This is a genomic window from Lelliottia sp. CFBP8978 (assembly GCF_034046055.2).
Lineage (GTDB): Bacteria > Pseudomonadota > Gammaproteobacteria > Enterobacterales > Enterobacteriaceae > Enterobacter.
In genome coordinates this window covers 270,730-295,714 of the sequence record NZ_CM188253.1, presented here as the reverse complement: position 1 = coordinate 295,714, position 24,985 = coordinate 270,730, and the positions used below count along the sequence as shown (strand labels likewise).

Annotated in this window: 26 protein-coding genes; 13 read left to right on the top strand and 13 right to left on the bottom strand. The window is 52.1% G+C overall.

Features of this window, described 5'->3' with window-relative positions:
• Positions 1 to 114: 114 nt before the first annotated feature.
• Positions 115 to 1,404 carry a Gfo/Idh/MocA family protein gene (locus SOM82_RS01345; RefSeq protein WP_320461248.1) on the top strand — a complete coding sequence of 430 codons (1,290 nt, stop codon included), beginning with the start codon at positions 115 to 117 and terminating at the stop codon, positions 1,402 to 1,404.
• Positions 1,405 to 1,419: 15 nt separating this feature from the next.
• Here the strand turns inward: SOM82_RS01345 and SOM82_RS01340 are convergent, their stop codons facing one another.
• Both SOM82_RS01340 and SOM82_RS01335 read right to left on the bottom strand, forming a co-directional pair.
• Entirely contained in the window at positions 1,420 to 2,109 is a 690-nt protein-coding gene (locus SOM82_RS01340; protein WP_320461247.1) for an LrgB family protein, read from the bottom strand.
• Positions 2,102 to 2,512, bottom strand: a complete 411-nt coding sequence (locus SOM82_RS01335) for a CidA/LrgA family protein (protein WP_320461246.1) — start codon at positions 2,510 to 2,512, stop codon at positions 2,102 to 2,104. The genes SOM82_RS01340 and SOM82_RS01335 overlap by 8 nt, the downstream gene beginning before the upstream one ends.
• A 102-nt stretch (positions 2,513 to 2,614) precedes the next feature.
• Here SOM82_RS01335 and SOM82_RS01330 point away from each other — a divergent pair, with 102 nt between their 5' ends.
• Positions 2,615 to 3,511: a LysR family transcriptional regulator gene (locus SOM82_RS01330; RefSeq protein WP_154126858.1), complete on the top strand. Its 897-nt coding sequence runs from the start codon at positions 2,615 to 2,617 to the stop codon at positions 3,509 to 3,511.
• A 213-nt stretch (positions 3,512 to 3,724) separates the two neighbouring features.
• On the opposite strand, the gene SOM82_RS01325 is transcribed toward SOM82_RS01330, so the two are convergent.
• From SOM82_RS01325 to soxR, 4 genes are all read right to left on the bottom strand, one after another.
• Entirely contained in the window at positions 3,725 to 5,371 is a 1,647-nt protein-coding gene (locus SOM82_RS01325) for a Na+/H+ antiporter (RefSeq protein ID WP_154126857.1), read from the bottom strand.
• 200 nt (positions 5,372 to 5,571) lie between these two features.
• Positions 5,572 to 6,921 (bottom strand): guanine/hypoxanthine transporter GhxP, encoded by a 1,350-nt coding sequence (gene ghxP, locus SOM82_RS01320; protein WP_154126856.1) that lies wholly within the window; start codon positions 6,919 to 6,921, stop codon positions 5,572 to 5,574.
• 301 nt (positions 6,922 to 7,222) lie between these two features.
• Entirely contained in the window at positions 7,223 to 7,891 is a 669-nt protein-coding gene (locus SOM82_RS01315) for a glutathione S-transferase family protein (protein ID WP_320461245.1), read from the bottom strand.
• Between the two features lie 262 nt (positions 7,892 to 8,153).
• On the bottom strand, positions 8,154 to 8,612 hold the full coding sequence (soxR, locus tag SOM82_RS01310; protein WP_154126854.1) for a redox-sensitive transcriptional activator SoxR: 459 nt from the start codon (positions 8,610 to 8,612) through the stop codon (positions 8,154 to 8,156).
• A gap of 97 nt (positions 8,613 to 8,709) precedes the next feature.
• Here soxR and soxS point away from each other — a divergent pair, with 97 nt between their 5' ends.
• Positions 8,710 to 9,036 (top strand): superoxide response transcriptional regulator SoxS, encoded by a 327-nt coding sequence (gene soxS / locus SOM82_RS01305; RefSeq protein ID WP_154126853.1) that lies wholly within the window; start codon positions 8,710 to 8,712, stop codon positions 9,034 to 9,036.
• On the opposite strand, the gene pdeC is transcribed toward soxS, so the two are convergent.
• Both pdeC and SOM82_RS01295 read right to left on the bottom strand, forming a co-directional pair.
• Positions 9,033 to 10,619 carry a cyclic di-3',5'-guanosine monophosphate phosphodiesterase PdeC gene (pdeC, locus tag SOM82_RS01300; RefSeq protein WP_320461280.1) on the bottom strand — a complete coding sequence of 529 codons (1,587 nt, stop codon included), beginning with the start codon at positions 10,617 to 10,619 and terminating at the stop codon, positions 9,033 to 9,035. The two genes, soxS and pdeC, sit on opposite strands and share 4 nt — an antisense overlap.
• Before the next feature lie 338 nt (positions 10,620 to 10,957).
• On the bottom strand, positions 10,958 to 12,361 hold the full coding sequence (locus SOM82_RS01295) for a sensor domain-containing diguanylate cyclase (RefSeq protein WP_320461279.1): 1,404 nt from the start codon (positions 12,359 to 12,361) through the stop codon (positions 10,958 to 10,960).
• Between the two features lie 497 nt (positions 12,362 to 12,858).
• On the opposite strand from SOM82_RS01295, the gene SOM82_RS01290 reads away from it, so the two are divergent.
• Entirely contained in the window at positions 12,859 to 13,140 is a 282-nt protein-coding gene (locus tag SOM82_RS01290; protein WP_154126852.1) for a YjcB family protein, read from the top strand.
• 227 nt (positions 13,141 to 13,367) lie between these two features.
• On the opposite strand, the gene ssb1 is transcribed toward SOM82_RS01290, so the two are convergent.
• A complete protein-coding gene (gene ssb1 / locus SOM82_RS01285; protein ID WP_014168221.1) occupies positions 13,368 to 13,895 on the bottom strand; it encodes a single-stranded DNA-binding protein SSB1 in 528 nt (175 codons plus the stop codon).
• A 246-nt stretch (positions 13,896 to 14,141) separates the two neighbouring features.
• Between ssb1 and uvrA the strand changes: the two genes are divergently transcribed.
• Positions 14,142 to 16,964 (top strand): excinuclease ABC subunit UvrA, encoded by a 2,823-nt coding sequence (gene uvrA, locus SOM82_RS01280; protein ID WP_154126851.1) that lies wholly within the window; start codon positions 14,142 to 14,144, stop codon positions 16,962 to 16,964.
• A gap of 3 nt (positions 16,965 to 16,967) precedes the next feature.
• Here the strand turns inward: uvrA and SOM82_RS01275 are convergent, their stop codons facing one another.
• Positions 16,968 to 17,321, bottom strand: coding sequence for an MmcQ/YjbR family DNA-binding protein (locus tag SOM82_RS01275; RefSeq protein ID WP_320461244.1), 354 nt, complete (start codon positions 17,319 to 17,321; stop codon positions 16,968 to 16,970).
• 117 nt (positions 17,322 to 17,438) lie between these two features.
• Positions 17,439 to 18,152 carry an acid phosphatase AphA gene (aphA, locus tag SOM82_RS01270; RefSeq protein WP_320461243.1) on the bottom strand — a complete coding sequence of 238 codons (714 nt, stop codon included), beginning with the start codon at positions 18,150 to 18,152 and terminating at the stop codon, positions 17,439 to 17,441.
• A gap of 483 nt (positions 18,153 to 18,635) precedes the next feature.
• On the opposite strand from aphA, the gene SOM82_RS01265 reads away from it, so the two are divergent.
• Positions 18,636 to 19,142, top strand: a complete 507-nt coding sequence (locus tag SOM82_RS01265; RefSeq protein WP_320461242.1) for a DUF2778 domain-containing protein — start codon at positions 18,636 to 18,638, stop codon at positions 19,140 to 19,142.
• Positions 19,135 to 19,659, top strand: a complete 525-nt coding sequence (locus SOM82_RS01260) for a hypothetical protein (protein WP_501083541.1) — start codon at positions 19,135 to 19,137, stop codon at positions 19,657 to 19,659. Before SOM82_RS01265 ends, SOM82_RS01260 begins: the two co-directional genes overlap by 8 nt.
• Before the next feature lie 172 nt (positions 19,660 to 19,831).
• Here SOM82_RS01260 and tyrB read toward each other — a convergent pair whose 3' ends face one another.
• Positions 19,832 to 21,025 carry an aromatic amino acid transaminase gene (tyrB, locus tag SOM82_RS01255; protein ID WP_320461240.1) on the bottom strand — a complete coding sequence of 398 codons (1,194 nt, stop codon included), beginning with the start codon at positions 21,023 to 21,025 and terminating at the stop codon, positions 19,832 to 19,834.
• 227 nt (positions 21,026 to 21,252) lie between these two features.
• Here tyrB and SOM82_RS01250 point away from each other — a divergent pair, with 227 nt between their 5' ends.
• The 6 genes from SOM82_RS01250 (at position 21,253) to SOM82_RS01225 (ending at position 24,219) form a co-directional block, all read left to right on the top strand.
• Positions 21,253 to 21,810: a DUF2589 domain-containing protein gene (locus tag SOM82_RS01250; protein WP_154126848.1), complete on the top strand. Its 558-nt coding sequence runs from the start codon at positions 21,253 to 21,255 to the stop codon at positions 21,808 to 21,810.
• Between the two features lie 75 nt (positions 21,811 to 21,885).
• A complete protein-coding gene (locus SOM82_RS01245; protein ID WP_154126847.1) occupies positions 21,886 to 22,491 on the top strand; it encodes a DUF2589 domain-containing protein in 606 nt (201 codons plus the stop codon).
• Entirely contained in the window at positions 22,491 to 22,940 is a 450-nt protein-coding gene (locus SOM82_RS01240; protein ID WP_154126846.1) for a lysozyme, read from the top strand. The genes SOM82_RS01245 and SOM82_RS01240 overlap by 1 nt, the downstream gene beginning before the upstream one ends.
• A gap of 15 nt (positions 22,941 to 22,955) precedes the next feature.
• A complete protein-coding gene (locus tag SOM82_RS01235) occupies positions 22,956 to 23,441 on the top strand; it encodes a ribonuclease domain-containing protein (protein ID WP_320461239.1) in 486 nt (161 codons plus the stop codon).
• 81 nt (positions 23,442 to 23,522) lie between these two features.
• Positions 23,523 to 23,930: a hypothetical protein gene (locus SOM82_RS01230; RefSeq protein WP_320461238.1), complete on the top strand. Its 408-nt coding sequence runs from the start codon at positions 23,523 to 23,525 to the stop codon at positions 23,928 to 23,930.
• Position 23,931: 1 nt separating this feature from the next.
• Positions 23,932 to 24,219 (top strand): hypothetical protein, encoded by a 288-nt coding sequence (locus SOM82_RS01225; RefSeq protein WP_320461237.1) that lies wholly within the window; start codon positions 23,932 to 23,934, stop codon positions 24,217 to 24,219.
• Positions 24,220 to 24,318: 99 nt separating this feature from the next.
• On the opposite strand, the gene SOM82_RS01220 is transcribed toward SOM82_RS01225, so the two are convergent.
• Complete coding sequence (locus SOM82_RS01220) at positions 24,319 to 24,924, bottom strand: response regulator transcription factor (protein WP_154126842.1); 606 nt, start codon at positions 24,922 to 24,924, stop codon at positions 24,319 to 24,321.
• Positions 24,925 to 24,985: the final 61 nt, after the last annotated feature.

The window sequence follows — 24,985 nt, the reverse complement described above, 5'->3', positions numbered from 1 at the left end:
CCCGGTCATTCTGGCCGGGGATCACATTTCTCTCCTGTTAACATATCCATCTTCGGCCATCGCGCTACAGTACCTGAACGATTATGAAACATTGTTTTATTACGTGAGGATACGATGAAGCGATATGCCCTTGTAGGAACCGGCGGCCGCGCTGGATTATATATTTCGGCTATTGGCGGACAATGGAAAACCGGTGCGCAAATGGTGGCCTTTTGCGACACCAACCAGACGCGCATGAACTATGCAAATCAACTGCTGCAGAACGAAGGCGCTGCGCCGGTCTCCACCTGGAAAGCCGCGCAGTTTGAAGAGATGATCCGCGAAACGCGTCCGGACATCATCATTGTGACCACGATGGATCGCACCCATGACGATTATATTGTCCGGGCGCTGCGCGCAGGCTGCGACGTGATCACCGAAAAACCGATGACCATTGATGAAAAGCGCGCTTTGCGCATTCTCGACGCTATTGAAGAAACGGGCCGCCAGGTACGCGTGGCGTTTAATTACCGCTATGCCCCGCATCACAGCAAAGTGCGTGAGCTGCTGATGAACGACACCATCGGCGAGGTCTACTCGGTACATTTTGAGTGGTTGCTCAACACCGAACATGGCGCGGATTACTTCCGTCGCTGGCATCGAGAAAAACGAAACAGCGGCGGCCTGCTGGTGCATAAATCTACCCACCATTTCGATCTGATGAACTTCTGGCTGGGCAGCTATCCTGAGCGCGTTTACGCGGAAGGCAGCCTGCGTTTTTACGGCAAAGAGAATGCGGAGCGCCGCGGCGTTGCGCAATTCTACCCGCGCGCCCATGGCTACACGCAGGCAAAAGACGATCCCTTTGCGCTGCATATGGCTGAAAATCCACAGCTTAAAGCGCTCTATCTCGACGCCGAGCATGAAGACAATTACTACCGCGATCAGAGCGTTTTCAGCGATGGCATTACCATCGAAGACACAATGTCAGTGCTGGTGAAATACCAGAACCAGACGCAGCTGACCTACTCGCTGAATACGTATCTGCCGTGGGAAGGGCTGAACGTGGTGTTCAACGGCAGCAAGGGGCGGCTGGAGATGAGGATCGTGGAGAAATCCTACGTTAACGCCGGCGGTGAGCGCGAAAACGAAGGCAGTCTGGAAGCGTGTGATATCACCGTCTTCCCGATGTTCGATGCTCCCTGGAAGGCCGATTTCTCGCTCGGTGAAGGCGGACACGGCGGCGGCGATAACGCGATGCTGGCGGACCTGTTTGGCGAACCGGGTCACGATCCGCTCAAACGCGCTGCCGACCACCGCGCAGGCGCCATGTCGATCCTGACCGGTATCGCCGGAAATCTCTCGATGCAGCAGCAGCGACCGGTTCATTTTAAAGAGTTTGAGCTGGTTGCCCGGCTGAAATAACCGTCACGCCGCTGGTCAGAACATTACCCATGCCACCAGCGGCGCAACCAGCACCATCACCACGCCGGACAGCATCATCACCAGGCTTGCCACCACGCCTTCCTGCTGACCCAGCTCGTAAGAGCGAGCCGTCCCTGCGCCGTGCGACGCCGCGCCAAATCCGGCCCCTTTTGCCATCCCCTCGCGAATCGACAGGCGCAAAAACAGCATGTCGCCCACCGCCATGCCAAACACGCCGGTCACCACGACAAACAGCGCGACCAGATCGGACTGCCCGCCGAGAGGTTTGGCGGCGGCCAGCGCAAACGGCGTGGTAACGGATCGCACCGCCAGGCTACGCTGGATCTCATCCGACAGAGTGAATAGTCGCGCCAGCCACACAGAGCTGGTCACCGCAACCACCGTGGCGGTAACCACGCCTGCGGTCAGCGACATCCAGTGACGTTTGATGATCGCCAGATTATCGTAAACCGGTACGGCAAAGGCGATAGTCGCAGGGCCAAGCAGCCATAATAACCAGTGCGACTCGCCGATATAGTTCTGCCAGGAGATGTGGCCAAAGACCAGCATCAGCACCAGTAAAATGGGGGTGAAGACCAGCGGCATCAGCGGCAGGGCGTGAAAGCGGCGATAGAGTCGTTTGTTGGCGAAATAGACCACCAGCGTGACGACAAGGCACAACACGCTGATGTGAAAATTAGTCATGCTTCTGCCTGCTGATTTCAAAGCGATACACTTTATCCACCACCCATGCCGTCGCCCCCAGCACCATGAGCGTGCTCAAGGCGATCACCGCAAAAATGCGCCAGCCGTCCACCATCAGCAGTTGTGCATAATTCACTACCGCCACCACGGCCGGAACAAAGAACAGCAGCATTTCTGCCAGCAGCCAGCGGGCGCCCGCGCGTACCCAGTTGAGGGGGATCACGCGACAGAGAATGAGGGCCAGCATTAATATCATGCCGACCAGATTGGCCGGCAGCGGCAAGCGCAGCCAGCTGACAAGATATTCAGCGAAAACGAACAGACCCGCATACAAAAGTACCTGAACCGGCACCTGGAGTCGTTGCATAACGGCAGGCGTAACACGACTTAACGCCACGGCCATGGGGGATTTCCTCAAAAATGAGACGAGACGCCAGTATAGTGACCGCACGGTATGGACTGAAATGAATTAAAATCATCGAAGGTATAGTTTCGAGGAATAATCATGGACATAAGAACGCTGCGCTATTTTGTCGAGGTGGTCCGCCAGCAGAGTTTTACCCGCGCAGCGGAGAAGTTATTTGTCACCCAACCCACCATCAGCAAGATGCTGAAAAATCTCGAAGATGAACTGAACTGTACGTTGTTAATTCGCGATGGGCGCAAGCTGTTGCTTACCGATACCGGTCGCGTGGTGTTTGAGCGCGGTCTGGCGATCCTGGCCGAGTTTCGTCAGCTCGAAGCCGAACTGGGCGATATTAACCATCTGAATAAAGGTCTGTTGCGCCTGGGGATCCCGCCGATGGTCGGCATGATGATGGCCGGGCCTATCAGTTTATATCGCCAGCGTTATCCGGGCGTCGAGCTGAAAATCTCCGAATTTGGCGGACTGACGGTGCAACAGGCGGTGATGAATGGCGAGCTGGATCTGGCGATGACCGCCCTGCCCGTTGAAGAAGACAGCGGGCTGGCAACGCTGCCACTGTTCAGCCATCCTCTGTGCGTGCTGGTTCCGCGCTCGGGCGACTGGCTGCACATTCACACCGTGAAACCGGAATTATTGGCGGAACATCCGCTGCTTATCTACAACGAGGATTTCGCCCTTAGTCGCCAACTGATGCAGCTGTTTAATGATCATGGCGTCAAACCGCGTATTGCCGTGCGCAGCGGGCAGTGGGATTTTTTGGCGGCGATGGTGCAAGCCGGAGTGGGGATCGCCATTTTACCGCAGCCCGTATGCGAGCGGCTGGACAAAAACACGCTGCGCTGGATACCGCTCGACAGCAATCTGCACTGGCAGCTAGGGATGATTTGGCGCGAAGGCGTCTATCTGTCGCACAGCGCACAGGCATGGCTGAAGTGCTGCGAAGGATTTTGGGTGAAGACCTCTTCTCTGGAGTAAAAAGCCCCCGCAGCGACACCCCGGTCCGGGCAAAAATCGTTGAGGTGCTTTCCGAGCAGCGATTTTCTTTGCCGGAAGGCGGGATTGTTACGGGGGCCACAATAGCCCCCATAACACGTTCACGAGCGCTGCTGGTTTAGAGAAGCGCGGGACCAGAAGTGAACGGAAGACCGTCCTGAGCCTCATGTCCCACTCTCACTTACATGAGAAGCCCTACGGATTCTCAATCAGCAATGCTTCCAGCAGATCCAAATCGTGCAGCAGTTTTTGCAGCGTCTCATTGCTGATCTGCCGGGTGGCGCGCAGGTGGTAAAGCTCGGCACGCTCGGAGCGCAGCGCCGCCAGGCGAAAACGGCGTTCGAGATTCTCTTCCTGCATTGAGCTTTCAACATCGTTACGGCCGTCGGCACGTCGGCGCAGATTACCAATCACGCGCGAGCTCACCTCTTTCAGCAACTGATTATCAATGTTCTCTTCAGTGTCAGCCGACAGGCGCTCTTCCATTTTTTCGATCGCCACAATCGCCACTTCAGCCGTAGCCGCGCGGGCGATTCGCTCCTCTTTATGCTGTTGGGCGTGATCGGCCACTTCAAGATGTTGCAGCAGCACGGGCAGCATGATGACGCCGATAAACAGTGAGAACAGAATCACTCCTGCCGCCAGGAACACCAGCTCGTAGCGCGCCGGGAACACATTGCCATCCGGCAACAGCAGCGGAATAGAGAGCACACCGGCAAGGGTAATCGCCCCACGCACACCGGCAAAGGACGCAATCAGCAGTTCACGCGTGGTCCAGGAGCCAAACTCCATCGGTTTTTTATGCAGAAAGCGCATGCTGAAGTTTTTCATCGTCCACAGCCAGCCGAAGCGAACCAGCATCAGCGCCATGTAAATCAGCACGATATCGGTAAACAGCATCCAGGTTTCGACGTTCGGATCAGCCTCTGCCGCCACCAGCGACGACTCCAGAATACCCGGCAGTTGCAGGCCCAACAGCAGGAACACCATGCCGTTAAACACAAATTCAAGCATCGCCCAGGTGCTGTTCGCACGCAGACGCATCGCCAGTGGCGCCCGGCGCATAACGCCGGAACGGGTGATCGTCATCCCCGCCGCGACCGCCGCCAGGATGCCGGATACGCCGATATGTTCCGCAATCAGATAAGAAGCGAACGGCAGCAGGAACAGCAGAACGATCTGCGTGGCGGGCTCGTCGCCGCCCCAGCGGCTGAGGAAGCCCAGCGAGCGGCCATACAGCCAGCTGACGGCGAAACCGGCCATAATGCCGCCAATCGCCACTTTGAAGAATTCAACGGTCGCGCCGCCGACGGTAAAGATCATCGTGCCCATCGCCACCGCGACGGCAAATTTCAGGGCGACCAGGCCGGAGGCATCATTCATCAGCGCCTCACCCTGCAGAATGCCCATGATTTTTTTCGGAATGCGCCCTTCTCCGACGATGCCGGACAGCGCCACCGCATCGGTGGGTGACAGAACAGCGGCCAGCGCGAAGGCGGGAATCAACGGAATGCCCGGGACAATCCAGTAAATGAGGAAACCAATTCCAACCACCGTGACGACGACCAGCGCCAGCGCCAGGCCGAAAATCTCCCGCCCGTGTTCAAGAAACTCGCGCGTGGGGGTTTTCCAGCCGTCGGCAAACAGCAGCGGCGGAATGAACAGCACGAGAAACAGCTCGGGATCGAACTCTACGTGCAGACCAAACGTCGGCCATGCCAGCAGCGCGCCGATGGCAATTTGCATCAGCGGGAGAGGTAACTGGAAGGGGAGGACTCGGGTCACTACCCCGGAAAGTGAGACCACAAGGGTCATGATGAGTATTGTGAAGAAGATTTCCATGCGTTCCCTGTTTGCGGTGTTTCTTATAAATATCCCACTCGGCTAAATCGGCACAGGCAAAATAGCCCAATGGGCCTCGCGCTCAGTAAGGCGTCGTGCCTTTATTCTACCTTCCCCAGAGTAACGCAAAAGACAACGATGTGTGTTCCGAAAATAAAAACGGGCGGCCAAAGCCACCCGTTTCAATAGGTTGCAGAGGCTTAGATTGCCCAGCCACCGGCATAGAACGCCACCAGCGCGATCGCAATCACGACGGTACCGATGTTCAGCTTGCGCCATTCACCGGAGACCAGACGACCAATGACCAGTGAAGCGAAACCAATCATGATGCCGGTCACGATGTTACAGGTCAGCACGATAAACACGGCGGTAATCAGGCCGGACATGGCATCGACGAAATCAGCAAAGTCGATTTTCGCCACATTGCTCAGCATCAGCAGGCCCACGTACATCAGCGCCGGAGCCGTTGCGTAGGCCGGAACCAGATAAGAGAGCGGAGAGAGGAACAGGATCAGCAGGAACAGCACGCCAACGGTGATAGCCGTCAGACCGGTTTTACCGCCCGCCGCCGTACCCGCTGCGGATTCGATGTACACCGCTGCCGGAGCCGCGCCCACCAGACCCGAGAACACGCTGCTCAGGGAGTCGGTGGTCAGCGCTTTGCCGCCATCAATGATTTGCCCGTCTTTATCGAGCAGGTTCGCCTGCCCGGCTACCGCGCGGATAGTGCCTGTGGCATCAAACACCGCGGTCATCACCAGCGCCAGAACGCTTGGCAGGATCACCGGGTTCAGCGCGCCGACGATATCCAGGCTGCCAATCAGAGAGTTGCCCTGCTCGTCACTCAGAGAAGGCATCGCGAAGATACCGGAGAAGTGAACGGTTGGGTCGAAGATCAGGCCGACAACGGAGATACCGATGATGGTCAGCAGGATCCCGCCAGGCACTTTCAGTTTTTCGAGGCCGATAATCACCGCCAGGCCAATCAGCGACATGATCACCGGGAAGCTGGCAAAGTGACCCAGCGCAACCGGCAGGCCATCCAGCGGGTTCTTAACAACCAGACCGACGCCGTTTGCGGCGATCAGCAGCAGGAACAGGCCGATACCAATTCCCGTACCGTGCGCCACGCCTTGCGGCAGGTTGCGCAAGATCCAGCTACGAATCCCGGTGGCGGAGATGATGGTAAACAGCACACCCATCAGGAAGACCGCACCCAGCGCGACAGGTACGCTGATGTGCTGGCCCAGCACCAGGCTGAACGCCGTAAACGCGGTTAATGAGATCGCGCAACCAATCGCCAGCGGCAGGTTCGCCCACAGACCCATAACGATTGAGCCAACGCCTGCCACCAGACAGGTTGCGACAAACACGGCTGCAGGCGGGAAGCCCGCTTTACCCAGCATGCCCGGCACAACAATGACGGAATAGACCATCGCCAGGAAGGTCGTCAGACCTGCAACCACTTCCTGACGCACGGTGCTGCCGCGAGCAGAAATCTTAAAGATGGCGTCGAGTGAACCGCCGGTACGCGCTGAAGGCGTAGACATAGAAAACATCCCCTGAGAATTTTTATCATTCGTTTGTGAGCGTGGTGAACACTCCACTGCCAGCGAAACGTCAAATCCTTGTGCTGCATTTGCGACGAAAAGGGGCGTCACAAAAAAAGCAAACGTTTAGCTCCGCGCCTACAAAACGGGTGGTCAATTTAAGGCAAACGATTATCTAGCGTAATACACGCCCTTTTCAACTGAACTTTGTCGTTTTTCGCTAAATTGGCCTTATGACGCTGAAGAAATAACCAGAGGATGCGCAAACGTTATCGTGAATGCGCAATTTGATAACAATCTGTCACCCGCCAGGGATCTCAAAAGGCCCACCCTGCTGAATCGCGCGTTGCCAGGCAGGACGCATTTCCACTCTTTTTTTCCACGCCTGGGTGTGCGGAAGATTATCGATCCCACCGCGTGCCAGCAGTGCGAAGATCGGATAAGTCATCTGGATATCGGCCATGCTCAGTTGCTCTCCGGCAAACCAGGTGTTTTCACTGAGATGCGCTTCAATGTAGCGCGCGTGGGTTTCCAGCTGCGGGTTGAGCCACGCTTTTTGCACCCCCTGCCCAAGCACTTTCCCCAGTGAACGCAGGCCAAACGGAATCGGCGGTTTGCCGAGGCTGACAAAAATGAGCTTCATCAGCAGTAAAGGCATCAGCGATCCCTCGGCATAATGCAGCCAGAAGCGATACTGAATTTTATCGGCCGCATCCTGAGGCTTGAGATGCGACTGCGGATCATAGGTCTCCTGCAAATATTCAAGAATAGCCCCCGATTCGGCGAGGATCAGGCCGTTATCTTCAACCACCGGCGATTTGCCCAGCGGATGAATTTTCTTGAGCGACGCGGGGGCCATCATGGTTTTTTCCCGCTGATAACGCACAATCTGATACGGCAAAGCGAGCTCTTCGAGTGCCCAAATCACGCGGTGTGAGCGGGACTGATTCAGATGGTGGAGCGTAAGCATGGTGATCTCCTGTGATTCATACAAACTAACTATAGAAAATTGCACAACATGGCGAAAAAATTTTGGCGAGAATTTCGCCTTGTTGACTGGCAATCAGCAGGGCTTTGCATAGAATTAAAGTGTCAACACAAACCGGAACCTCCCCAACGTGCTCGACATGAGGGGTGTTGATGTCGGGGGAAACCCTCCCGTGAACCAGCGGGATAGAGAGAAAGACAAAGACCGGGAACAAACTAAAGCGCCTTTATGGCGCTTTAGTTTTTTACTCCTCTTCCAGCAGTCGCGCCCCGGTTCCTTGCTCACCCAGTTTATCGCCCGGGTTGCGCAGCGGGCAGTCGCTGCGGGAAAGACATCCGCAACCAATACACCCGTCCAGCTCGTCGCGCAATGCCACCAGCGTATGAATGCGCCGATCCAGCTCTTCGCGCCATTGCGAAGAGAGCTCTTTCCACTCTTTCGGACTGAGCGAGTGCCCTTCCGGCAGAACGCCAAACGCATCGCCGATGGTCGCCAGCGGGATGCCGATGCGTTGCGCAATTTTGATAATCGCCACGTAGCGCAGGACATCGCGGGTATAGCGCCGCTGATTGCCCCCGTTGCGGATGCTTTTAATTAAGCCTTTGCTTTCATAGAAATGCAGCGCCGAGACCGCCACCCCACTTCGCTTCGCCACTTCGCCCGGCGTCAGCAGCGCTTTTATTCTGGGCAATCTCTTTTCCATAAAACCTCTTTACCTCAAGTTAACTTGAGGAATTATACTCCACCGCAGAGAAAACGACGAATCTACAGAGAAAGCTGTATTAAAAGAGGGCAACCTTATGTCACATCAGCAAATTATTCAGACACTTATTGAATGGATTGATGAACATATCGACCAACCGTTAAACATTGACGTTGTCGCCAAAAAGTCCGGTTATTCGAAATGGTATCTGCAGAGAATGTTCCGCACTGTGATGCATCAGACCCTGGGGGATTACATTCGCCAGCGCCGTTTGCTGCTGGCCGCCCAGGCATTGCGCACCACCAGGCGTCCTATTTTTGATATCGCGATGGATTTGGGGTATGTCTCCCAGCAGACTTTCTCCCGGGTGTTTCGTCGCGAATTTGATCGCACTCCCAGCGATTATCGCCACCAGCTCAATTAGCTTGTGCGGGGGATCAACACCGGAACCGGTTGCTGCTGCCAGGTCATAAATTCCTGCGGTGGCATCGCTTTCGCAAAGTGCCAGCCCTGACAATATTGCACGCCGCGCTTCAATAGCCATGTCACCTGTTCCGCCGTCTCCACGCCTTCGGCAATGGTTTTCAGGCGCAGGCTTTGGGCCATCTCAATGATGTGTTCGGCGATCAGATGGCTGGTGCTATTGGTCGTCAGGGTGTCAATAAAGGATTTGTCGATTTTGAGGATATCCACGTTGAGCGAATAGAGGTTATGCAGGTTTGAATAACCGGTGCCAAAATCGTCGATAGCCACTTCGTAGCCCGCCTGGCGGAAGGCCTGAATCACTGGCGTGGTTTTCGGTACATCAATGAAGCCGCGCTCCGTCACTTCGATTTTAATCTGCTGCGCCCGAACGTTGTGCTGGTGGGCTTTATCAGAGATAAGGGCAATCAGACGGGAAGAGTGGAAATCAGACGCCGACAGATTGATGGAAATATACAGGTCCGGATTGTCCCCCAAAAAATGCCCGAGATCGTTAAAGACCTCTTCGACGACATAATCGGTGATTCGCTCGATCATCCCCTCTTTTTCCGCCAGCGGAATAAACTCGGCGGGACTCATCACTTGCCCATTAAATCCTGGCCATCGAAGCAGAGCTTCAGCGCCAACGCAGCGATTGTTTTTAATATCAATAATCGGTTGATAATGAACGCACAGCTGTCGTTTATTCAGTGCACGATGCAATAAACGTCCGGGGGAATTAAATTCGCGATGAGTACGCGACCAAACCAGCAATATAATAATGCTGCAAATCATTCCCAGCGGTAGCGTTAGCGTCGCCTGATGATAAAGAATTTCATAAAACCGGGCGTTCGATGTTGAAACAATAGCCGCTATAGGACGTTTCGTAGATTGGACAATGGTGTAAAAACGGTCATCTTTTTGAAATGGCTGATCGGCTTTTCCCACCAGCGTGTGTAATAAGGGAATATTGGACTGGGGACTGACCGAAAAGAATGCGTTGGTGACCGTGTCATATACTCCCCATTCCAGCGAATGATCTGCCGACATGACTTCACTGTACGAGAGCGGATTAACCACCACCACATAATTCCCGCGCTGCATATATGTCATTTTATAACCAGCGAAAAAGGGCGTATCGCGGAAATAATAGATAGAGACGTCGGGCTTACGTTGATAATTGGGGGCAGCGATAACGTAGGGCTGGTTGGGCGTCGTGACCGTAGAACACAAAAACTGCTGACCTTCGGCGTAAATTAAATCAGCGACATACAGGCGACCGCGCACCACGTTCAACATATATTGTCGATGGGACGGCGTACACAATTCACCCTGATATTTGTTGGCCGCGTCGCGGGCTAAATCAACTTGATGAATGACGAGTTCAGTTTTATCTAAAGCAAGTTGCGCAAAGGTTCGTAGCTGACTGCTTGTTTCCGTTACGGCTCTTAGCTGGGCAAACCATAGCGCAAGCATCACCGGTAGTGAAACTACCATGATGATCCCTACCACCCTTAGCATCTTGCGCCGCGCGCTACGATTCATTTCCGCCTCATATCCCTGCATTTTGTGTGCCTGTAGTAATGAAGGCCGGATGCTTTGATAAACAGGTGATTACGTTGCATGAATCATGCGAAGTTAGCAACTGACTTTTATCATCAAAAACCTGTTATTTGGTTATGCCGATATTATTTTCCCGTAAGCCAAACTAAAAGAATGCGTTCCGTTTTAATTAAGGAAAATAATTATCCAGTCTTAACCAGGCGTTTTAAGATAACACAACAGAGAATCATAGATTAAGCCAAACTCATGACAGCATGAAAAAAGCACAACGCCATCATGAAATTTCTGCCTATTTGCCAGTCGGCGTTCCCGCAGATGATTTATAGATAATCGCGAGACACCACCGTTTTCCCTCTTCCGCTACGTTTGGCATCATATAAGGCTTTATCGGCGCGAGTGAGCAGCGCTGAGCTGTCATTCTGATCGCAACACACCTCAACCACCCCGGCACTGAAGGAGAGCGTCAGCGATTTATCCCCCATCTGCATCGGCCTTTCCATAAGTGCGGCGCGCAACCTGGCGGAAAGGACCACCGCCGCTTCACTATCCGCCTGCGACATCAGCAGCAGGAACTCCTCACCGCCCACCCGGCCCAGAGCCGAATGCGCGGGGCTTATCTCGCGCAGACGATCGCAAAAATGCACCAGCGCAGAATCTCCGACCTGATGTCCCCACTCATCGTTAATTTGCTTAAAGTAATCCAGGTCAAACATCAGCACGCAAAAGCGGTTGCCCGCATCTGGCCGTTGGGTCTCTGCCATAGCGGTCTGGAGCTGCTGCAAAATGGCAGAGCGGTTGAGGCATCCGGTGAGATCGTCAGTCGTGGCCTTCAGCGCCAGCTGTTGTTCGACCTTTTTCCGTTCGGTGATATCCAGCCCAATGTTCAGAATCGAGTTATCCGGGAGCGGAATGTTCGACCACAGGATCGTGAGCTGTGCGCCATCTTTTCGCAGAGGATGCCACTCGTACATATCTTTCAGCGGCGAGACATTAAACGAGCTACGGACCCGCCGTCGCTCTTCCGGGTCGGGATAAAACACCGCCAGCGGATCGGCATGGGCATTAATTTCCGCCATACTCCAGCCGAAAACTTTTTCGCACTCCACATTCCAGAGCACGCAACGATTCCCTTTATCAAAAGAGGTCATCAGTACCGGGGCGCGTTCAAATAAAGTCTTATATTGTGTGACCACTCGCTGCATCTCTTTTGCCGTTCGCTCACGGGAGACCATTTCGGCAAAATACTCTTTGAGTTTTTCGACCAGCACCGCGACGATATTTTTCAGCACGGGCAACGCCTGCAATCGCCGGGTAAACGCCAGAAAGAAATAGCCGTTACAACTCCCGTCGTGGGAAGAGAGTTTGCATAAAACCCCGCTTTGTAATTGTCCATATCCGGGATGTTGGGCAGTGAATAGCGATTTGCCGACATTTTCTTTCCAGTAAATAGCGCGCCATGCGCGATGATGGCGTTGCAGCAGAGTGCTGGCCAGAAAATCCGTCACATCAAAGGCGTGGCACGTCACCTCTCCGGCGCACACGACGCGTGGATATCCCCTGTCGTCATCCACGCTAATCCAGGCCAGCGTAGAACCCAGCGTGCGGTTGATGGTTTCCAGCATCTCCGATAACGAGCACTGGGAGGTTAACCGCGGCATCAGTTTTGCTAAAGCATGCAGAGCCAGCATGCTGTCATCAATAATTTCACGGCATGTTTCTTTCATCATTTTATTCGCAGGTCGTTGAATGATAAAAAAACGGGCGCAACGAATAACTCAGAATTCGGAAAAAGTGATCCAAAAGCGGCAGAGGGGAACCGCATAAATATGTAAAAAAAGAGAATGCGTGTGTGCAAAATAAGTGACAAAAACAAAAAATAAATAATAAAATCAGTAATCTGAGTTATTAACTGAGCGTATATTTAATTGTCCGTTCAAGCATAAGCCATAGTATTCATACTGTAAATATTGTACAACCGCCTGCCATCTGTAATGAATTTCCTATCTCAATGAATTCCTTATAAAGAAAAGAATAAACCTTCCCTTAGCCTGCAAAGATATATTTTGCATTCCAATTTTCTTTCTTTCAAAAGGTTAAAAAGCGCACATTATCCCGGCAACAGCACTGGTGAATAAAAGAGCAAGTGTGATATAGTTCACACATAATTTGTAACGCGAAACGCTGTTTCATTGTAGTTCGTCTGCTTTTGAGGATGGGTTTTATGGCGACCATTACCACCAGCATGGTTCTTCTGCGCTGGCCGTTGTTTAGTGCGGTTCTGATGTTTTTAGCCAGCACGCTGAATATTCAATTTCGTAAATCTGACTACGCTGGCCTGGCAGTGATCAGCACCTGCCTGGGGCTGGGTGCCGCATGCTGGTTCGCCACGGGGCTGCTGGGCATCACGATGGTGGACGTGGCGACCATCTGGAGCAACATGAAAGTGGTGATGATCGAAGCCATGAGCCATACCCCGCCAGACTGGCCGGTGGTCATGACGTGATCGTCGCCTCTGCCGGCGAATGACGAGCCTCCTTGCGGAGGCTTTTTTATTGCAACTCCGGGCAGAAACAGGCGCATCTGACTTTTTGCACTTCTGGATCCGTGAGTATTTTGCGGACAATAAAAAACCCTCTTCTATCCTTTCAGATACAAGAGGGCCATATCTATCTAACCCGTTAATTTATGTAAGCTTTCATTCAAACAGAACGTAACAGCTCACCGATCAGATTAGAACGGGATATCGTCGTCGAAATCCATTGGCGGTTCGTTAGACGGTGCCGGAGCGGATTGTTGCTGCGGACGAGACTGCGCGCCGCCGCTGAACTGGTTGCCGCCCTGAGGCTGCTGAGGCTGACCCCAGCTACCCTGCTGCTGCTGACCGCCACCTGCCGGAGCACCACCGCCCTGACGGCCACCCAGCATTTGCATGGTGCCGCCCACGTTCACCACCACTTCTGTGGTGTATTTTTCTGCACCGGCCTGGTCGGTCCATTTACGGGTACGAAGCTGACCTTCGATGTACACCTGAGAACCTTTACGCAGATACTCACCGGCCACTTCCGCCAGTTTGCCGAACAGCACAACGCGGTGCCATTCAGTCTGCTCTTTCATCTCACCGGTCGCTTTATCACGCCAGGATTCGGAAGTAGCCAGCGTAATGTTGGCAACTGCGCCACCACTCGGCATGTAGCGTACTTCCGGGTCCTGGCCCAGATTACCGACGAGAATCACCTTGTTTACGCCTCTGCTGGCCATGATCGTGTCTCCTGAATACGTTTCTTAATAGTGTAAACGCGCGAGTGTACCATTTCCACGTGGCATTTTGATAGCTGCGACGCGGATTCCACAGAACTCTCCCGAACTAAACATTGTTGCACACTAAATCAGAATTTGCATTCCAATACTGTATATTCAAACAGGTCGAATTGTGTCATAATTAGCCGTTTCTGCCGTTTGTCCTTCAAACAAACCAGGCATCCGAGTCTCTACCGGGAAAGGTGAATGGATAAGATCGAAGTACGGGGCGCCCGCACCCATAATCTCAAGAATATCAACCTGATAATCCCTCGCGACAAACTGATTGTCGTGACCGGGCTTTCGGGGTCTGGCAAATCATCACTGGCTTTCGACACCTTGTATGCCGAAGGACAGCGTCGTTACGTTGAATCACTGTCTGCCTATGCGCGTCAGTTCCTGTCGCTGATGGAAAAGCCAGACGTTGACCATATTGAAGGGTTATCGCCTGCTATTTCCATTGAGCAGAAGTCGACCTCACACAACCCGCGTTCAACGGTCGGGACGATTACCGAAATTCATGACTACCTGCGCCTGTTGTTTGCGCGCGTGGGTGAGCCTCGCTGCCCGGACCACGACGTCCCGCTGGCCGCGCAAACCGTCAGTCAGATGGTGGATAACGTGCTGGCGCAGCCCGAAGGCAAGCGCCTGATGCTGTTGGCTCCCATCATCAAAGAGCGCAAAGGCGAACACACCAAAACGCTGGAGAACCTGGCAAGCCAGGGGTATATCCGCGCCCGTATTGACGGGGAAGTGTGCGATCTGTCCGATCCGCCAAAACTGGAGCTGCAAAAGAAGCACACCATCGAAGTGGTCATTGACCGCTTTAAAGTGCGTGAAGATCTGACGCAGCGTCTGGCCGAATCGTTTGAAACCGCACTGGATCTCTCCGGTGGTTCCGCCATCGTTGCCGATATGGACGATCCAAAAGCCGAAGAACTGCTGTTTTCTGCGAACTTTGCCTGCCCTGTTTGCGGCTACAGCATGCGCGAGCTGGAGCCGCGTCTGTTTTCGTTCAACAACCCGGCAGGCGCATGTCCAACCTGCGACGGCCTGGGCGTACAGCAGTATTTCGATCCGGATCGTATTATTCAAAATCCGGAACTTTCTCTGGCGGGCGGGGCGATTCGCGGCTGGGACCGACGCAATTTCTACTATTTCCAGATGTTGAAATCGCTGGCCGAGCACTACAAATTCGACGTTGAAGCGCCGTGGGCGAGCTTAAGCCCTAATGTTCATAAAGTCGTGCTGTCGGGTTCCGGTAAAGAGAATATCGAATTCAAATACATGAACGATCGCGGCGATACCTCAGTACGCCGCCACCCGTTCGAAGGCGTGCTGCATAATATGGAGCGACGCTACAAAGAGACCGAATCCAGCGCAGTACGCGAGGAGCTGGCGAAGTTTATCAGCAACCGCTCCTGCACCACCTGTGAAGGTACGCGTCTGCGTCGCGAGGCCCGCCATGTGTTCGTTGAGAACACCGCGCTGCCGACCATCTCTGATATGAGCATCGGTCATGCGATGGACTTCTTCACCAATCTGAAGCTGTCCGGGCAACGCGCGCAAATCGCCGAAAAAGTGCTGAAAGAGATCGGCGATCGCCTGAAGTTCCTCGTGAACGTCGGCCTGAACTATCTGTCACTTTCTCGCTCAGCGGAAACACTTTCCGGCGGCGAGGCGCAGCGTATCCGTCTGGCAAGCCAGATTGGCGCGGGCTTAGTCGGCGTAATGTACGTGCTGGATGAGCCGTCCATCGGCCTGCACCAGCGCGATAACGAGCGTCTGCTCGGTACGCTGATCCATCTGCGTAATTTGGGTAACACGGTGATTGTGGTCGAGCACGACGAAGACGCGATCCGCGCCGCTGACCACGTGATCGACATCGGTCCAGGTGCTGGCGTGCATGGCGGCCAGGTGGTGGCAGAAGGGACGCTGGATGACATCATGGCCGTACCTGAATCGCTGACCGGCCAGTTCATGAGCGGTAAACGCAAAATTGAGGTGCCGAAACAGCGCGTGGCCGCGAATCCAGAGAAAGTGCTGAAACTTTCTGGGGCGCGCGGTAACAACCTGAAAGACGTGACGCTGACGCTGCCCGTCGGGCTGTTCACCTGTGTCACCGGGGTGTCGGGTTCCGGTAAATCGACCCTGATTAACGATACCTTGTTCCCGATTGCGCAGACCCAGTTGAACGGCGCAACGCTTGCTGAACCGGCGCCCTACCGTGACATTCAGGGTCTGGAACATTTCGATAAAGTTATTGATATCGACCAGAGCCCGATTGGCCGTACTCCGCGCTCGAACCCGGCGACTTATACTGGCGTCTTTACGCCGGTTCGTGAACTGTTTGCCGGTGTTCCTGAATCACGCTCGCGCGGGTATACGCCAGGACGTTTCAGCTTTAACGTGCGCGGTGGCCGCTGTGAGGCCTGTCAGGGTGACGGGGTGATCAAAGTCGAGATGCACTTCCTGCCGGATATCTACGTGCCGTGCGATCAGTGCAAAGGCAAGCGCTATAACCGCGAAACGCTGGAGATTAAATACAAAGGCAAGACTATCCACGAAGTGCTGGATATGACCATTGAAGAGGCGCGTGAATTCTTCGATGCCGTGCCTGCGCTGGCGCGTAAGCTGCAAACGCTGATGGACGTGGGGTTGACCTACATTCGTCTTGGGCAATCCGCGACAACGCTGTCGGGGGGTGAAGCGCAGCGTGTGAAGCTGGCGCGTGAGCTGTCGAAACGCGGAACGGGTCAGACGCTGTATATTCTGGACGAACCGACCACCGGCCTGCACTTTGCCGATATCCAGCAGCTGCTTGAAGTGCTGCATCAGTTGCGCGATCAGGGCAACACCATTGTGGTGATTGAGCACAATCTGGATGTTATCAAAACCGCAGACTGGATTGTGGATCTCGGTCCGGAAGGCGGCAGCGGCGGGGGTGAAATCCTTGTCTCCGGTACGCCTGAGACGGTGGCAGAGTGCGAAGCCTCGCACACTGCACGCTTCCTCAAACCTCTGCTGTAATCATCAGACGGAGAGCTGCTGTCGGGTATCATCCGGCAGCAGTTCAATTGCCTGTTGATAAGAGGCATCGACTAAATAGTAAATCTGCGAATCCGGCAGTGAACCATCGAGATAAACGGTACTCCAGTGCGCTTTATTCAGATGCTGACTTGGCCGCACATCGCTGTGCTGCTGGCGCAACAGATCGGCTAACTCCGGGCTGGTTTTTAACGATGCCGCGGGACGCCCTTCCGCCTCTTTTACCATCGCAAACAAAACGTCCGCCACTTTAATTTGCGTGGCTTTCCAGTCGCTGTGAACGCTCTGTTCCGCGCCGGTTTTGTTCATGCAGTACTGCAGTATCTCCGAAATTGTCATCTTTGCTCCCCTGTGAGTGGGTTGTGTGCGACCTGAGGACCTGCCCCTTTAAGTGTGCAGCAAGACGACAAAAGGTAAACCCGGGCAGGCCTGATTTGTTCAAAAAATCATCACATGTCAGTATTCAGAATTAACAATCACCTCTTCACCGAACGATCCGGCCATCGGCAGCGGGCGATACGTTGAGTTGGAGGCGCGCAGAACGCGGATGCCGCGAGCACCGACATCACGCGCAGCAGAGATGTCGTTATCCGAGTCACCATAGAAAATTTTGATATTTTTCTGTTCCAGCCATTGGGTTTTGGTGTTTTGCCCCTCTTTGTCGCCCGCAAAAATCACCGGATTCATATTGGCGGCAGGAATCGAGAAATCACCCTGCAGGGTTGTGGTGACGGTTTCCGTTTTGGTCTGGCTACGGCCAGTGACGAAATAGATACTGTCGCCGCGTTTAACGTGCATCGCAATCAGTGAGCGAGCCACCTCTTTCGGGATACTGAACTCATCCCAGCCGTTGTTCATTTTCTCCCAAAACTCGGGGTTTTTCAGATACTCCTCGCTCTCTGGCGAGAACGTTTTTTTACCGCGCCAGAAGCCCGGACTGGAGAAAAGGACGGTATCGTCAATGTCGAAACCCACGGCCATTGGCGCACGGCCCATCAGGCTGTTTTCAATTTGCGCGACGGAGACCCAGTGAATGGGGGCTTGTTCAGCCAGAATGGCGGCGGTGGTTCCGGTGTAAAGCGGCGTTGGCGCTGAGGCCCGTGCGCCAACTGCACTATTAAGTGAAAACAATAAGCAGGCGGCGCTGAGCGCCAGTGTGATTTTGCGCATGTATTCCCCTGAATATTCAGTTTTTTATCATTTTGAGTTGAGCAAATGGTCAAAAATCTATCAGACCTTACCCCCTGAGCCAGGTGAAGGAAAGGGAATTTTTCGTATAAACCTTAATAAAACGAGGGATATCACAGAGAGGGAAAGAGAGGTATGAAAGGCTACGCAACACATCAGTCTTGAAATCATAGGGCGAAATACTTATCCCGTAACCTGCAACTCACTTTAACCCTGTCAATTTATTCATGTCTGCTGTAAATAATCAATGCCCTACTCGTTTATAAATATATTTAGTCTCAATTATAATTTTTTATAATAGGTTAATCCTCCCCCCGACTTCAACAAGTCTAAAATCATAGATTTCGTAACAATTAAAATCTTACCAATAGTTATTTTCGACGCTAGCATGAACGAATATTTACAAACGATAAACCTCCAGGCGATTAACAGGGATTTGCGCATTTAAACGTAAGGATACATTTTATGATTTACTGTGAACTTAACTATAACGAGAAAACGGCGGATAATAGATTAAAGCTTCGCTGTGCTGGCGTCGGGAGTTTTCCCGTATTTTCAGGACTAGGGGCATTCGTAAATACTCCTGAATTCTCAGGCCGTAAAAACGGCCCCATTCCGCTTGGGAAATACTGGATAGTGGACAGACCAATGGGCGGAATCGGCTCTATTGAGAGAATGGCCGAAAAGTGGATAACGACTGGAAACCGCTACTGGCAATGGTTCGCTCTCTACAGGCAAGATGGTAAGATTAATGATCAAACTTTTGTTGATGGTGTACAACGAGGAAGTTTTAGACTTCATCCTTTGCGTCCAGATGGAACAGGAGTCTCTGACGGCTGCGTGACGTTCTATTGCCAGGCTGATTTTGATAACGTTCGTCATGCGTTACAGGATACTTCAATGCAATCCATACCCAATAGTAAACTGAAAGCGTATGGTGAAATCAACGTCATCGGTATGCGACGTGCGTAAGTCACTAAAACGCTATGTCCCGGTGGTGACACGGATATGTCTGGCCCCCCTTGGCTTCATTCTGGTGTTTATTCTTGCGTTGCTGGATCTGGATTTCAGTCACTACGCATGGAGTGGATACGAACGGAGCGATCTCCAGCGGGTTATCGGTATCAGCATCGACACAACGATCGCCCTGGCAGTCGTTATCCTGATTTATCTGCTAATTCTGAAACTGACACGAACATGGTCGCGAAATACAGTCATGACGGGCATTACCTATCTGGCCCTTTTCCAGGTCATATTTGTCATCTTCAGCATGAGTAATTTGGTCATGCTAATCAAAAATAGTGTGGAAAACATTCTTTACTACACAGGGTACTGGAGTCTGAGTAATACACTCAGCCCCGAAGTGATGACCAGTCAAAAAGAACTACGCGACCTTTTGATATCAGTGATTTACTTTTTAGCAAATACACTGATCTCAACTCTGCTCACCAGACTCATTAGCCGCTTATTCAGCGCGAATAAAGAATAATAAAAGCGCATAACATGGGTTCTATGGAATATCTTTCGCACGGGTACAACATGCCGGATTGGCATGCATAACCAGGAACAGACGGTCCCTGAAGAGAAAAACTAACGTATCACTATTATTAATTGTCGATATCCCCCTCCCACAAAGAGAGGGGGATATCGTAAGTGAGCACTTACATTACAGCAGCAAAGGCCTGGGCCACGCGCTGTACATTATGGCTATTCAAACCCGCGACGCACATACGGCCGCTGGCAATCAGATAGACACCAAACTCTTCACGCAGGCGATCCACCTGCTGCGCACTCAGTCCGGTGTAGCTGAACATTCCGCGCTGCTTAAGCAGATAATCAAAATTATGCTCCGGCAGCGCACTTTTCAGGGCGTTAACCAGCGCCTGACGCATGGTCAGAATGCGTTTGCGCATCGCTTCAACTTCGGCAAGCCAGGTCACTTTCAGTTGCTCATCGCCGAGAACCGTGGCCACAACCTGCGCGCCAAAAGCCGGTGGACTGGAATAGATGCGACGAACAGTGGCTTTAAGCTGCCCCAATACACGCCCTGCGGACTCTTCGTCTTCGCAGACCACGGATAATCCGCCGACACGCTCGCCGTAAAGAGAGAAGATTTTCGAGAACGAGTTGCTGACCAGCGCTGGCAGACCCGCGCTGGCAATCGCGCGAATGGCGTAAGCATCATCTTCCATCCCTGCGCCAAAGCCCTGATAGGCAATATCGAGGAAAGGAATCAGATTACGTGCCTTCAGCACTTCAATGACCGCATCCCACTGGGCGTTTGTCAGGTCTGCGCCGGTCGGGTTATGGCAGCACGGATGTAGCAGCACAATGCTGCGTTCCGGCAGCGTGGCGAGTTTTTCCAGCAGCGCTTCAACGCGCACACCATTCGTTTCGTTGTCGAACCATGGGTAGGTTCCGACAACAAATCCTGCGCCTTCAAAGATGGCAACATGGTTTTCCCAGGTTGGGTCGCTCACCCAGACGCCAGAATCGGGGAAATACTTTTTCAAAAAGTCAGCGCCCACTTTCAACGCACCCGAGCCGCCCAGCGTCTGAATGGTCGCCACGCGCTTTTGCGTTAATACCGGGTGACTGGCCCCAAACAGCAGTGGCGCAATGGTGTTGCGATAGGTGTTTAGGCCTTCCATCGGCAGATAGAGCGATGCGCCGTGCGGCACCGCATTCAGGCGTGCTTCAGCCTCGGCAACCGCCTGCAGCTGAGGAATAATGCCGTCCTCATTGTAATAAAGACCAATGCTCAGATTGACCTTATCGCTGCGCGAATCTTCTTTGAAACGCTCCATTAAGGAGAGGATGGGGTCGCCGGCGTAGGCGTCAACTTTCTGGAACACGCGATGATTCTCCGAATATCTAACAGGCAGGGATTTCAACAATAAACCGGAATACAGCGCAAAATCGAGGTTTTTATCACATCGTCTGTACCGCTTCACCATCCCCCGTATCGCATAGGTTCTTTGTGTTGAGCAAACGGGTCATTTGCCCAATATTGCCTCCGCCTTCACTGCCGTAATTTAACTCCTGCGCAACCGCGCAATCACTTATTCAAGGAGTTCACATTATGGATTCACAATTTATTGGTTCAGTCATTAATGCTCTGCCGCTGGAACATATGATTGGCGGGCCATTGCAGGCAATGATCAAGGCTCAGGTACAGGCCAGTAAGTCTTATACCGATTTTCTGCTCTCCGTCTGTATTAAGGACGGTAAAGCGGTCGCTATTGAGTTTGATTACGACGAAACCGTGGTTGATGAGCAAGGCGTCAACAAAGGTAGCGTTACCCGCAAAATGAGCATTCCGCTGCTGGCCGCGATCGCCCACCCGATCATCTGTATCGAGGAAGGGACTATCGATTTTGAGCTTGAAGTGAGCCAAAGCGAAGCCAGCGCGAGCAGTACTGAAGCGGAAGCGTCGGTCGAAGCCTCCGTCGGCTGGGGGGTATTCTCCGCCAAAATGACCGGTAAGGTGTCACATAAATCTGAGCAAACACGCTCTACCGATACCCGTGCCAAATATTCAATTCACACCCAGGTAAAACGTCAGGAGCCGCCTGAAGCCCTTCAGCGCGTCATTGATTACTTAACCAACGCCAAAACCAAGCCCGTCGCAGCGCAATAAGCCATTGCGTCGCTGGAATATTGCTTTCCATAACGTATGGGGCCGCCTCTGGTGGCCTCACTTCAGGAGCTAATTATGTCTTTTAAAAAATGGCTACGGGGCAGCAAAGATGCGGAGCCAGAAAATAATACGGACAAAGAGGCTGAAGGAACGCAGCCTCCCGCGCAGGAGAACCCCTCACCCGCGCCGCCATCGGCTATTCCGGGCGTGCCCGTCACGCTTGAAGATATTACGCGTGGGATGCAATACGCGGCGACCGCCGCTAATGAGTTAATTGCTCAACAATATATGAAGGCTTTGGATCCTTTTTTTGAACCCGGAAACGACGGTTCGCTAATCCCCCGCACGGTACAACTGGAGCTGGATGACAAACATTATTTCGATCTGCCGTTGGTCGCGCTTTCCACGCCGCGCGGGCTGATGCTGGAAAAAATGAAGGTAAATCTGACAATCCGTACAGAAGGTATGCAGGCACCTTCCCAACACGCGGGTGAAAACGATTTTGGCCGTTTTCACGTCAGCCTTTCGCCTGCCAGCGACACCAAAGGGGGCCGCGACAGTCGGCATGTCGATGTTGAAATGCAGTTTACCGCGCTGGAGCCGCCAGAGAGCGTCATGCGTTTAATTGATGAATACACCAATAAAGTGGTTCCCCGTCCAAAAACAGAGGAGACACCGTAATGCAAAAACAACCTGAAAATACCGGCGATAAAGGCGTACAGCTAATTTGTCAGTTTGAAGGACTGAAACTGGAACGTTACCGCGATGCTGTCGGTTTATGGACCATCGGCTATGGGCATTTAATTCTTAAAGAGGAGATGGATAAGCTCACCAAAATAAGCACCGGTGAAGCAAAACAGATCCTGCGTAAGGATTTAAAGCGCACGGAAATTGGCGTAAAAAAATTACTCACCCGACCCGTCACGCAGAATCAGTTCGATGCACTCGTCTCTTTTGCTTTTAATCTCGGCGTCGGCAATTTAAAGAAATCAACGCTGCTGAAGAAAATCAATATGGGCGATATTGAGGGTGCGGCGTTGCAATTCAAAAGCTGGAATAAGGCTGGTGGTAAAGTTCTTGCTGGTCTCACTCGTCGCCGCGATGCTGAAATGAAATTATTTCTGAGCTAATAAACAGGAAAAACCATGAAACGATTTACGTTATATAAAACTATAGCGCTGATTATGATGTTTTCAGCTGCCTTAACAACTGCCCACGCAGAACCAAAAACCTGTGAGGATGAGATTAACAAGACCAACCATTTCTTAACGGATAAAGGTTTTGCCCCCGTTAATGATGTCGCGAATCTGGCCTTAACACTACGATTTCTGAACAGAAACGGAAGACTGCCGGACAAATATATCACGACGGGAGAGGCCAAACGTCTTAACTGGTCGGGTCAGGACTCTGAGACACTGTGGGGATTAAAACCCACCAATGGTAAGTGGATCGGTGGCGATGTTTACACAAACAAAATACTGCCACCAGGCCAATCCTGGCTTAGCGCTGATATTGATATTCTCCGGGGATATCGCAATAACAAGCGTCTGGTCTATAGCAATGCGGGGCCGCAGCGCTTTATTACCACTGATAAATATGAGCATCTGGTTGCGCTGGATCCCTGCCAATAAGCGAACTCACAACATAACAAATAGAATCCCCTACTTTATTAATGACGGTATGGGATTTTATTTATTGCTGAGGAACAATACATGACTGATTTATTTCTCCCGACACTTATCAGTGAAGCATTATTAGCTTTTTCCGGCCTATTTGGCGGAGTCAGTATTTCGTTTTTTTGGCAACCCCAACGATTGCATCAGCATAGTCGATTTATTGCCGGCGTCATATTTGGTGGCATCAGCATGGGCGCGGCAGTAGCGTTAGGCGGCTTAACTGCCCGCTGGTTAAAAATAGATCTCACTCAGGCCGATATCACTTTGGGTTTGGGTTATATATTAGGTGCTCTCAGTAATGGGTTGATCGTTTGGCTGGCCAATTTTTTCCGTCGTCATGAGCAACAGGATATTTTTGATGTTGCCAGTGTGATTAAAAGTAAGGTGCGAAACGAATCCTTGCCATCGCCAGATCTTAATAACAACAAACCAAACGAGGACTAACATGTTTAAAACTGCTGATGGATGGATTCTCCTTTTTACGATCCTGATCGATTTTTCGACCTCATTTATTATCTTATTTGGTGCTTATAGCCGAAGAGTACATGCTCTCCCGGTGGTGAGTAAAATAGGTTTGGCTGCACTGGCATTTGGCCTCTTTGCCGAAAGCGGGTTGAATATAGACTTCATCCTGACGGGCGCAGATATACTCAGCGATAGTCTTCCTTTCTGGCTAATGCAGGATTTTGGAACATTAGTCGTTATTCTTTGCTACTTCTACTTGAAGAATTAAAAAATAAAGCGCAACACAATATTCGCGGTTGCGCTTTAACTTTTTCAGCATAGCATGAGGAACAAGCAGTTGATTGCAGGACAGTCAGAATATTTTTATTTAGTCAGCGATATATTTATAATACAACATCGCCGCCTGGGTTCGATTATTGACCTGAAGGCGATGAAAAATGGATTCAAGATGAACTTTTACCGTGCCAGCACTAATATTAAGCTGTCTGCTAATCTGTTTATTGGTCCCACCATTTGCCAGCAGCCTCAACACCTCCTGCTGGCGTCGGCTCAGTGTATAAATGGTGGGTGATTCCGCCTGTTGAGAGCGATGGAGAATGGCTTGTTCAGGGAAACAAACGACACCAGACAGTACCATATTCAGTATCTGACTGATTTTCTCCGCCGGAAGCTCCTTCGTCACAATGCCTTTGACATTTTGCCGAATATAAAAATTAAAAATGCTGTCTACAACCTTCCGCAACATGACGACTACGGGTAACGCCGCCCTGCTTATCGTTAATTCTTTTATAAAGTCTGTACAGTTCATTTCCCCATCAATAAGTACGATTGTGATCGGGGTCGATTCAAGGATAGTCAATGCATCATCAAAGCTGTTTGTAGCGAAAACGGTACATTCCGGCATGACTCTGTTCAGTTCAGTTTTCATACCGTGAATGTAGATCGGTAACTCATCGATCATCAATATATTCATCACAACTTACCTCGTCTGATTTCTCTTTTTTTGAATTATTCAATCAACTTATTCCGAGTTT

Excerpts from the sequence above, each read along its gene's own strand:
- SOM82_RS01225 (WP_320461237.1), top strand. The coding sequence starts at position 23,932 with ATGTTTAAAACTGCTGATGGATGGATTCTCCTTTTTACGATCCTGATC.
- SOM82_RS01345 (WP_320461248.1), top strand. The coding sequence starts at position 115 with ATGAAGCGATATGCCCTTGTAGGAACCGGCGGCCGCGCTGGATTATAT.
- SOM82_RS01335 (WP_320461246.1), bottom strand. The coding sequence starts at position 2,512 with ATGGCCGTGGCGTTAAGTCGTGTTACGCCTGCCGTTATGCAACGACTC.
- pdeC (WP_320461280.1), bottom strand. The coding sequence starts at position 10,619 with ATGAATCGTAGCGCGCGGCGCAAGATGCTAAGGGTGGTAGGGATCATC.
- SOM82_RS01240 (WP_154126846.1), top strand. The coding sequence starts at position 22,491 with ATGCAAAAACAACCTGAAAATACCGGCGATAAAGGCGTACAGCTAATT.
- SOM82_RS01220 (WP_154126842.1), bottom strand. The coding sequence starts at position 24,924 with ATGAATATATTGATGATCGATGAGTTACCGATCTACATTCACGGTATG.
- SOM82_RS01265 (WP_320461242.1), top strand. The coding sequence starts at position 18,636 with ATGATTTACTGTGAACTTAACTATAACGAGAAAACGGCGGATAATAGA.
- SOM82_RS01235 (WP_320461239.1), top strand. The coding sequence starts at position 22,956 with ATGAAACGATTTACGTTATATAAAACTATAGCGCTGATTATGATGTTT.
- ssb1 (WP_014168221.1), bottom strand. The coding sequence starts at position 13,895 with ATGGCCAGCAGAGGCGTAAACAAGGTGATTCTCGTCGGTAATCTGGGC.
- SOM82_RS01275 (WP_320461244.1), bottom strand. The coding sequence starts at position 17,321 with ATGACAATTTCGGAGATACTGCAGTACTGCATGAACAAAACCGGCGCG.
- SOM82_RS01245 (WP_154126847.1), top strand. The coding sequence starts at position 21,886 with ATGTCTTTTAAAAAATGGCTACGGGGCAGCAAAGATGCGGAGCCAGAA.
- SOM82_RS01315 (WP_320461245.1), bottom strand. The coding sequence starts at position 7,891 with ATGCTTACGCTCCACCATCTGAATCAGTCCCGCTCACACCGCGTGATT.
- SOM82_RS01230 (WP_320461238.1), top strand. The coding sequence starts at position 23,523 with ATGACTGATTTATTTCTCCCGACACTTATCAGTGAAGCATTATTAGCT.
- soxS (WP_154126853.1), top strand. The coding sequence starts at position 8,710 with ATGTCACATCAGCAAATTATTCAGACACTTATTGAATGGATTGATGAA.
- soxR (WP_154126854.1), bottom strand. The coding sequence starts at position 8,612 with ATGGAAAAGAGATTGCCCAGAATAAAAGCGCTGCTGACGCCGGGCGAA.
- SOM82_RS01290 (WP_154126852.1), top strand. The coding sequence starts at position 12,859 with ATGGCGACCATTACCACCAGCATGGTTCTTCTGCGCTGGCCGTTGTTT.
- SOM82_RS01330 (WP_154126858.1), top strand. The coding sequence starts at position 2,615 with ATGGACATAAGAACGCTGCGCTATTTTGTCGAGGTGGTCCGCCAGCAG.
- SOM82_RS01325 (WP_154126857.1), bottom strand. The coding sequence starts at position 5,371 with ATGGAAATCTTCTTCACAATACTCATCATGACCCTTGTGGTCTCACTT.
- SOM82_RS01250 (WP_154126848.1), top strand. The coding sequence starts at position 21,253 with ATGGATTCACAATTTATTGGTTCAGTCATTAATGCTCTGCCGCTGGAA.
- ghxP (WP_154126856.1), bottom strand. The coding sequence starts at position 6,921 with ATGTCTACGCCTTCAGCGCGTACCGGCGGTTCACTCGACGCCATCTTT.
- SOM82_RS01340 (WP_320461247.1), bottom strand. The coding sequence starts at position 2,109 with ATGACTAATTTTCACATCAGCGTGTTGTGCCTTGTCGTCACGCTGGTG.
- uvrA (WP_154126851.1), top strand. The coding sequence starts at position 14,142 with ATGGATAAGATCGAAGTACGGGGCGCCCGCACCCATAATCTCAAGAAT.
- aphA (WP_320461243.1), bottom strand. The coding sequence starts at position 18,152 with ATGCGCAAAATCACACTGGCGCTCAGCGCCGCCTGCTTATTGTTTTCA.
- SOM82_RS01295 (WP_320461279.1), bottom strand. The coding sequence starts at position 12,361 with ATGAAAGAAACATGCCGTGAAATTATTGATGACAGCATGCTGGCTCTG.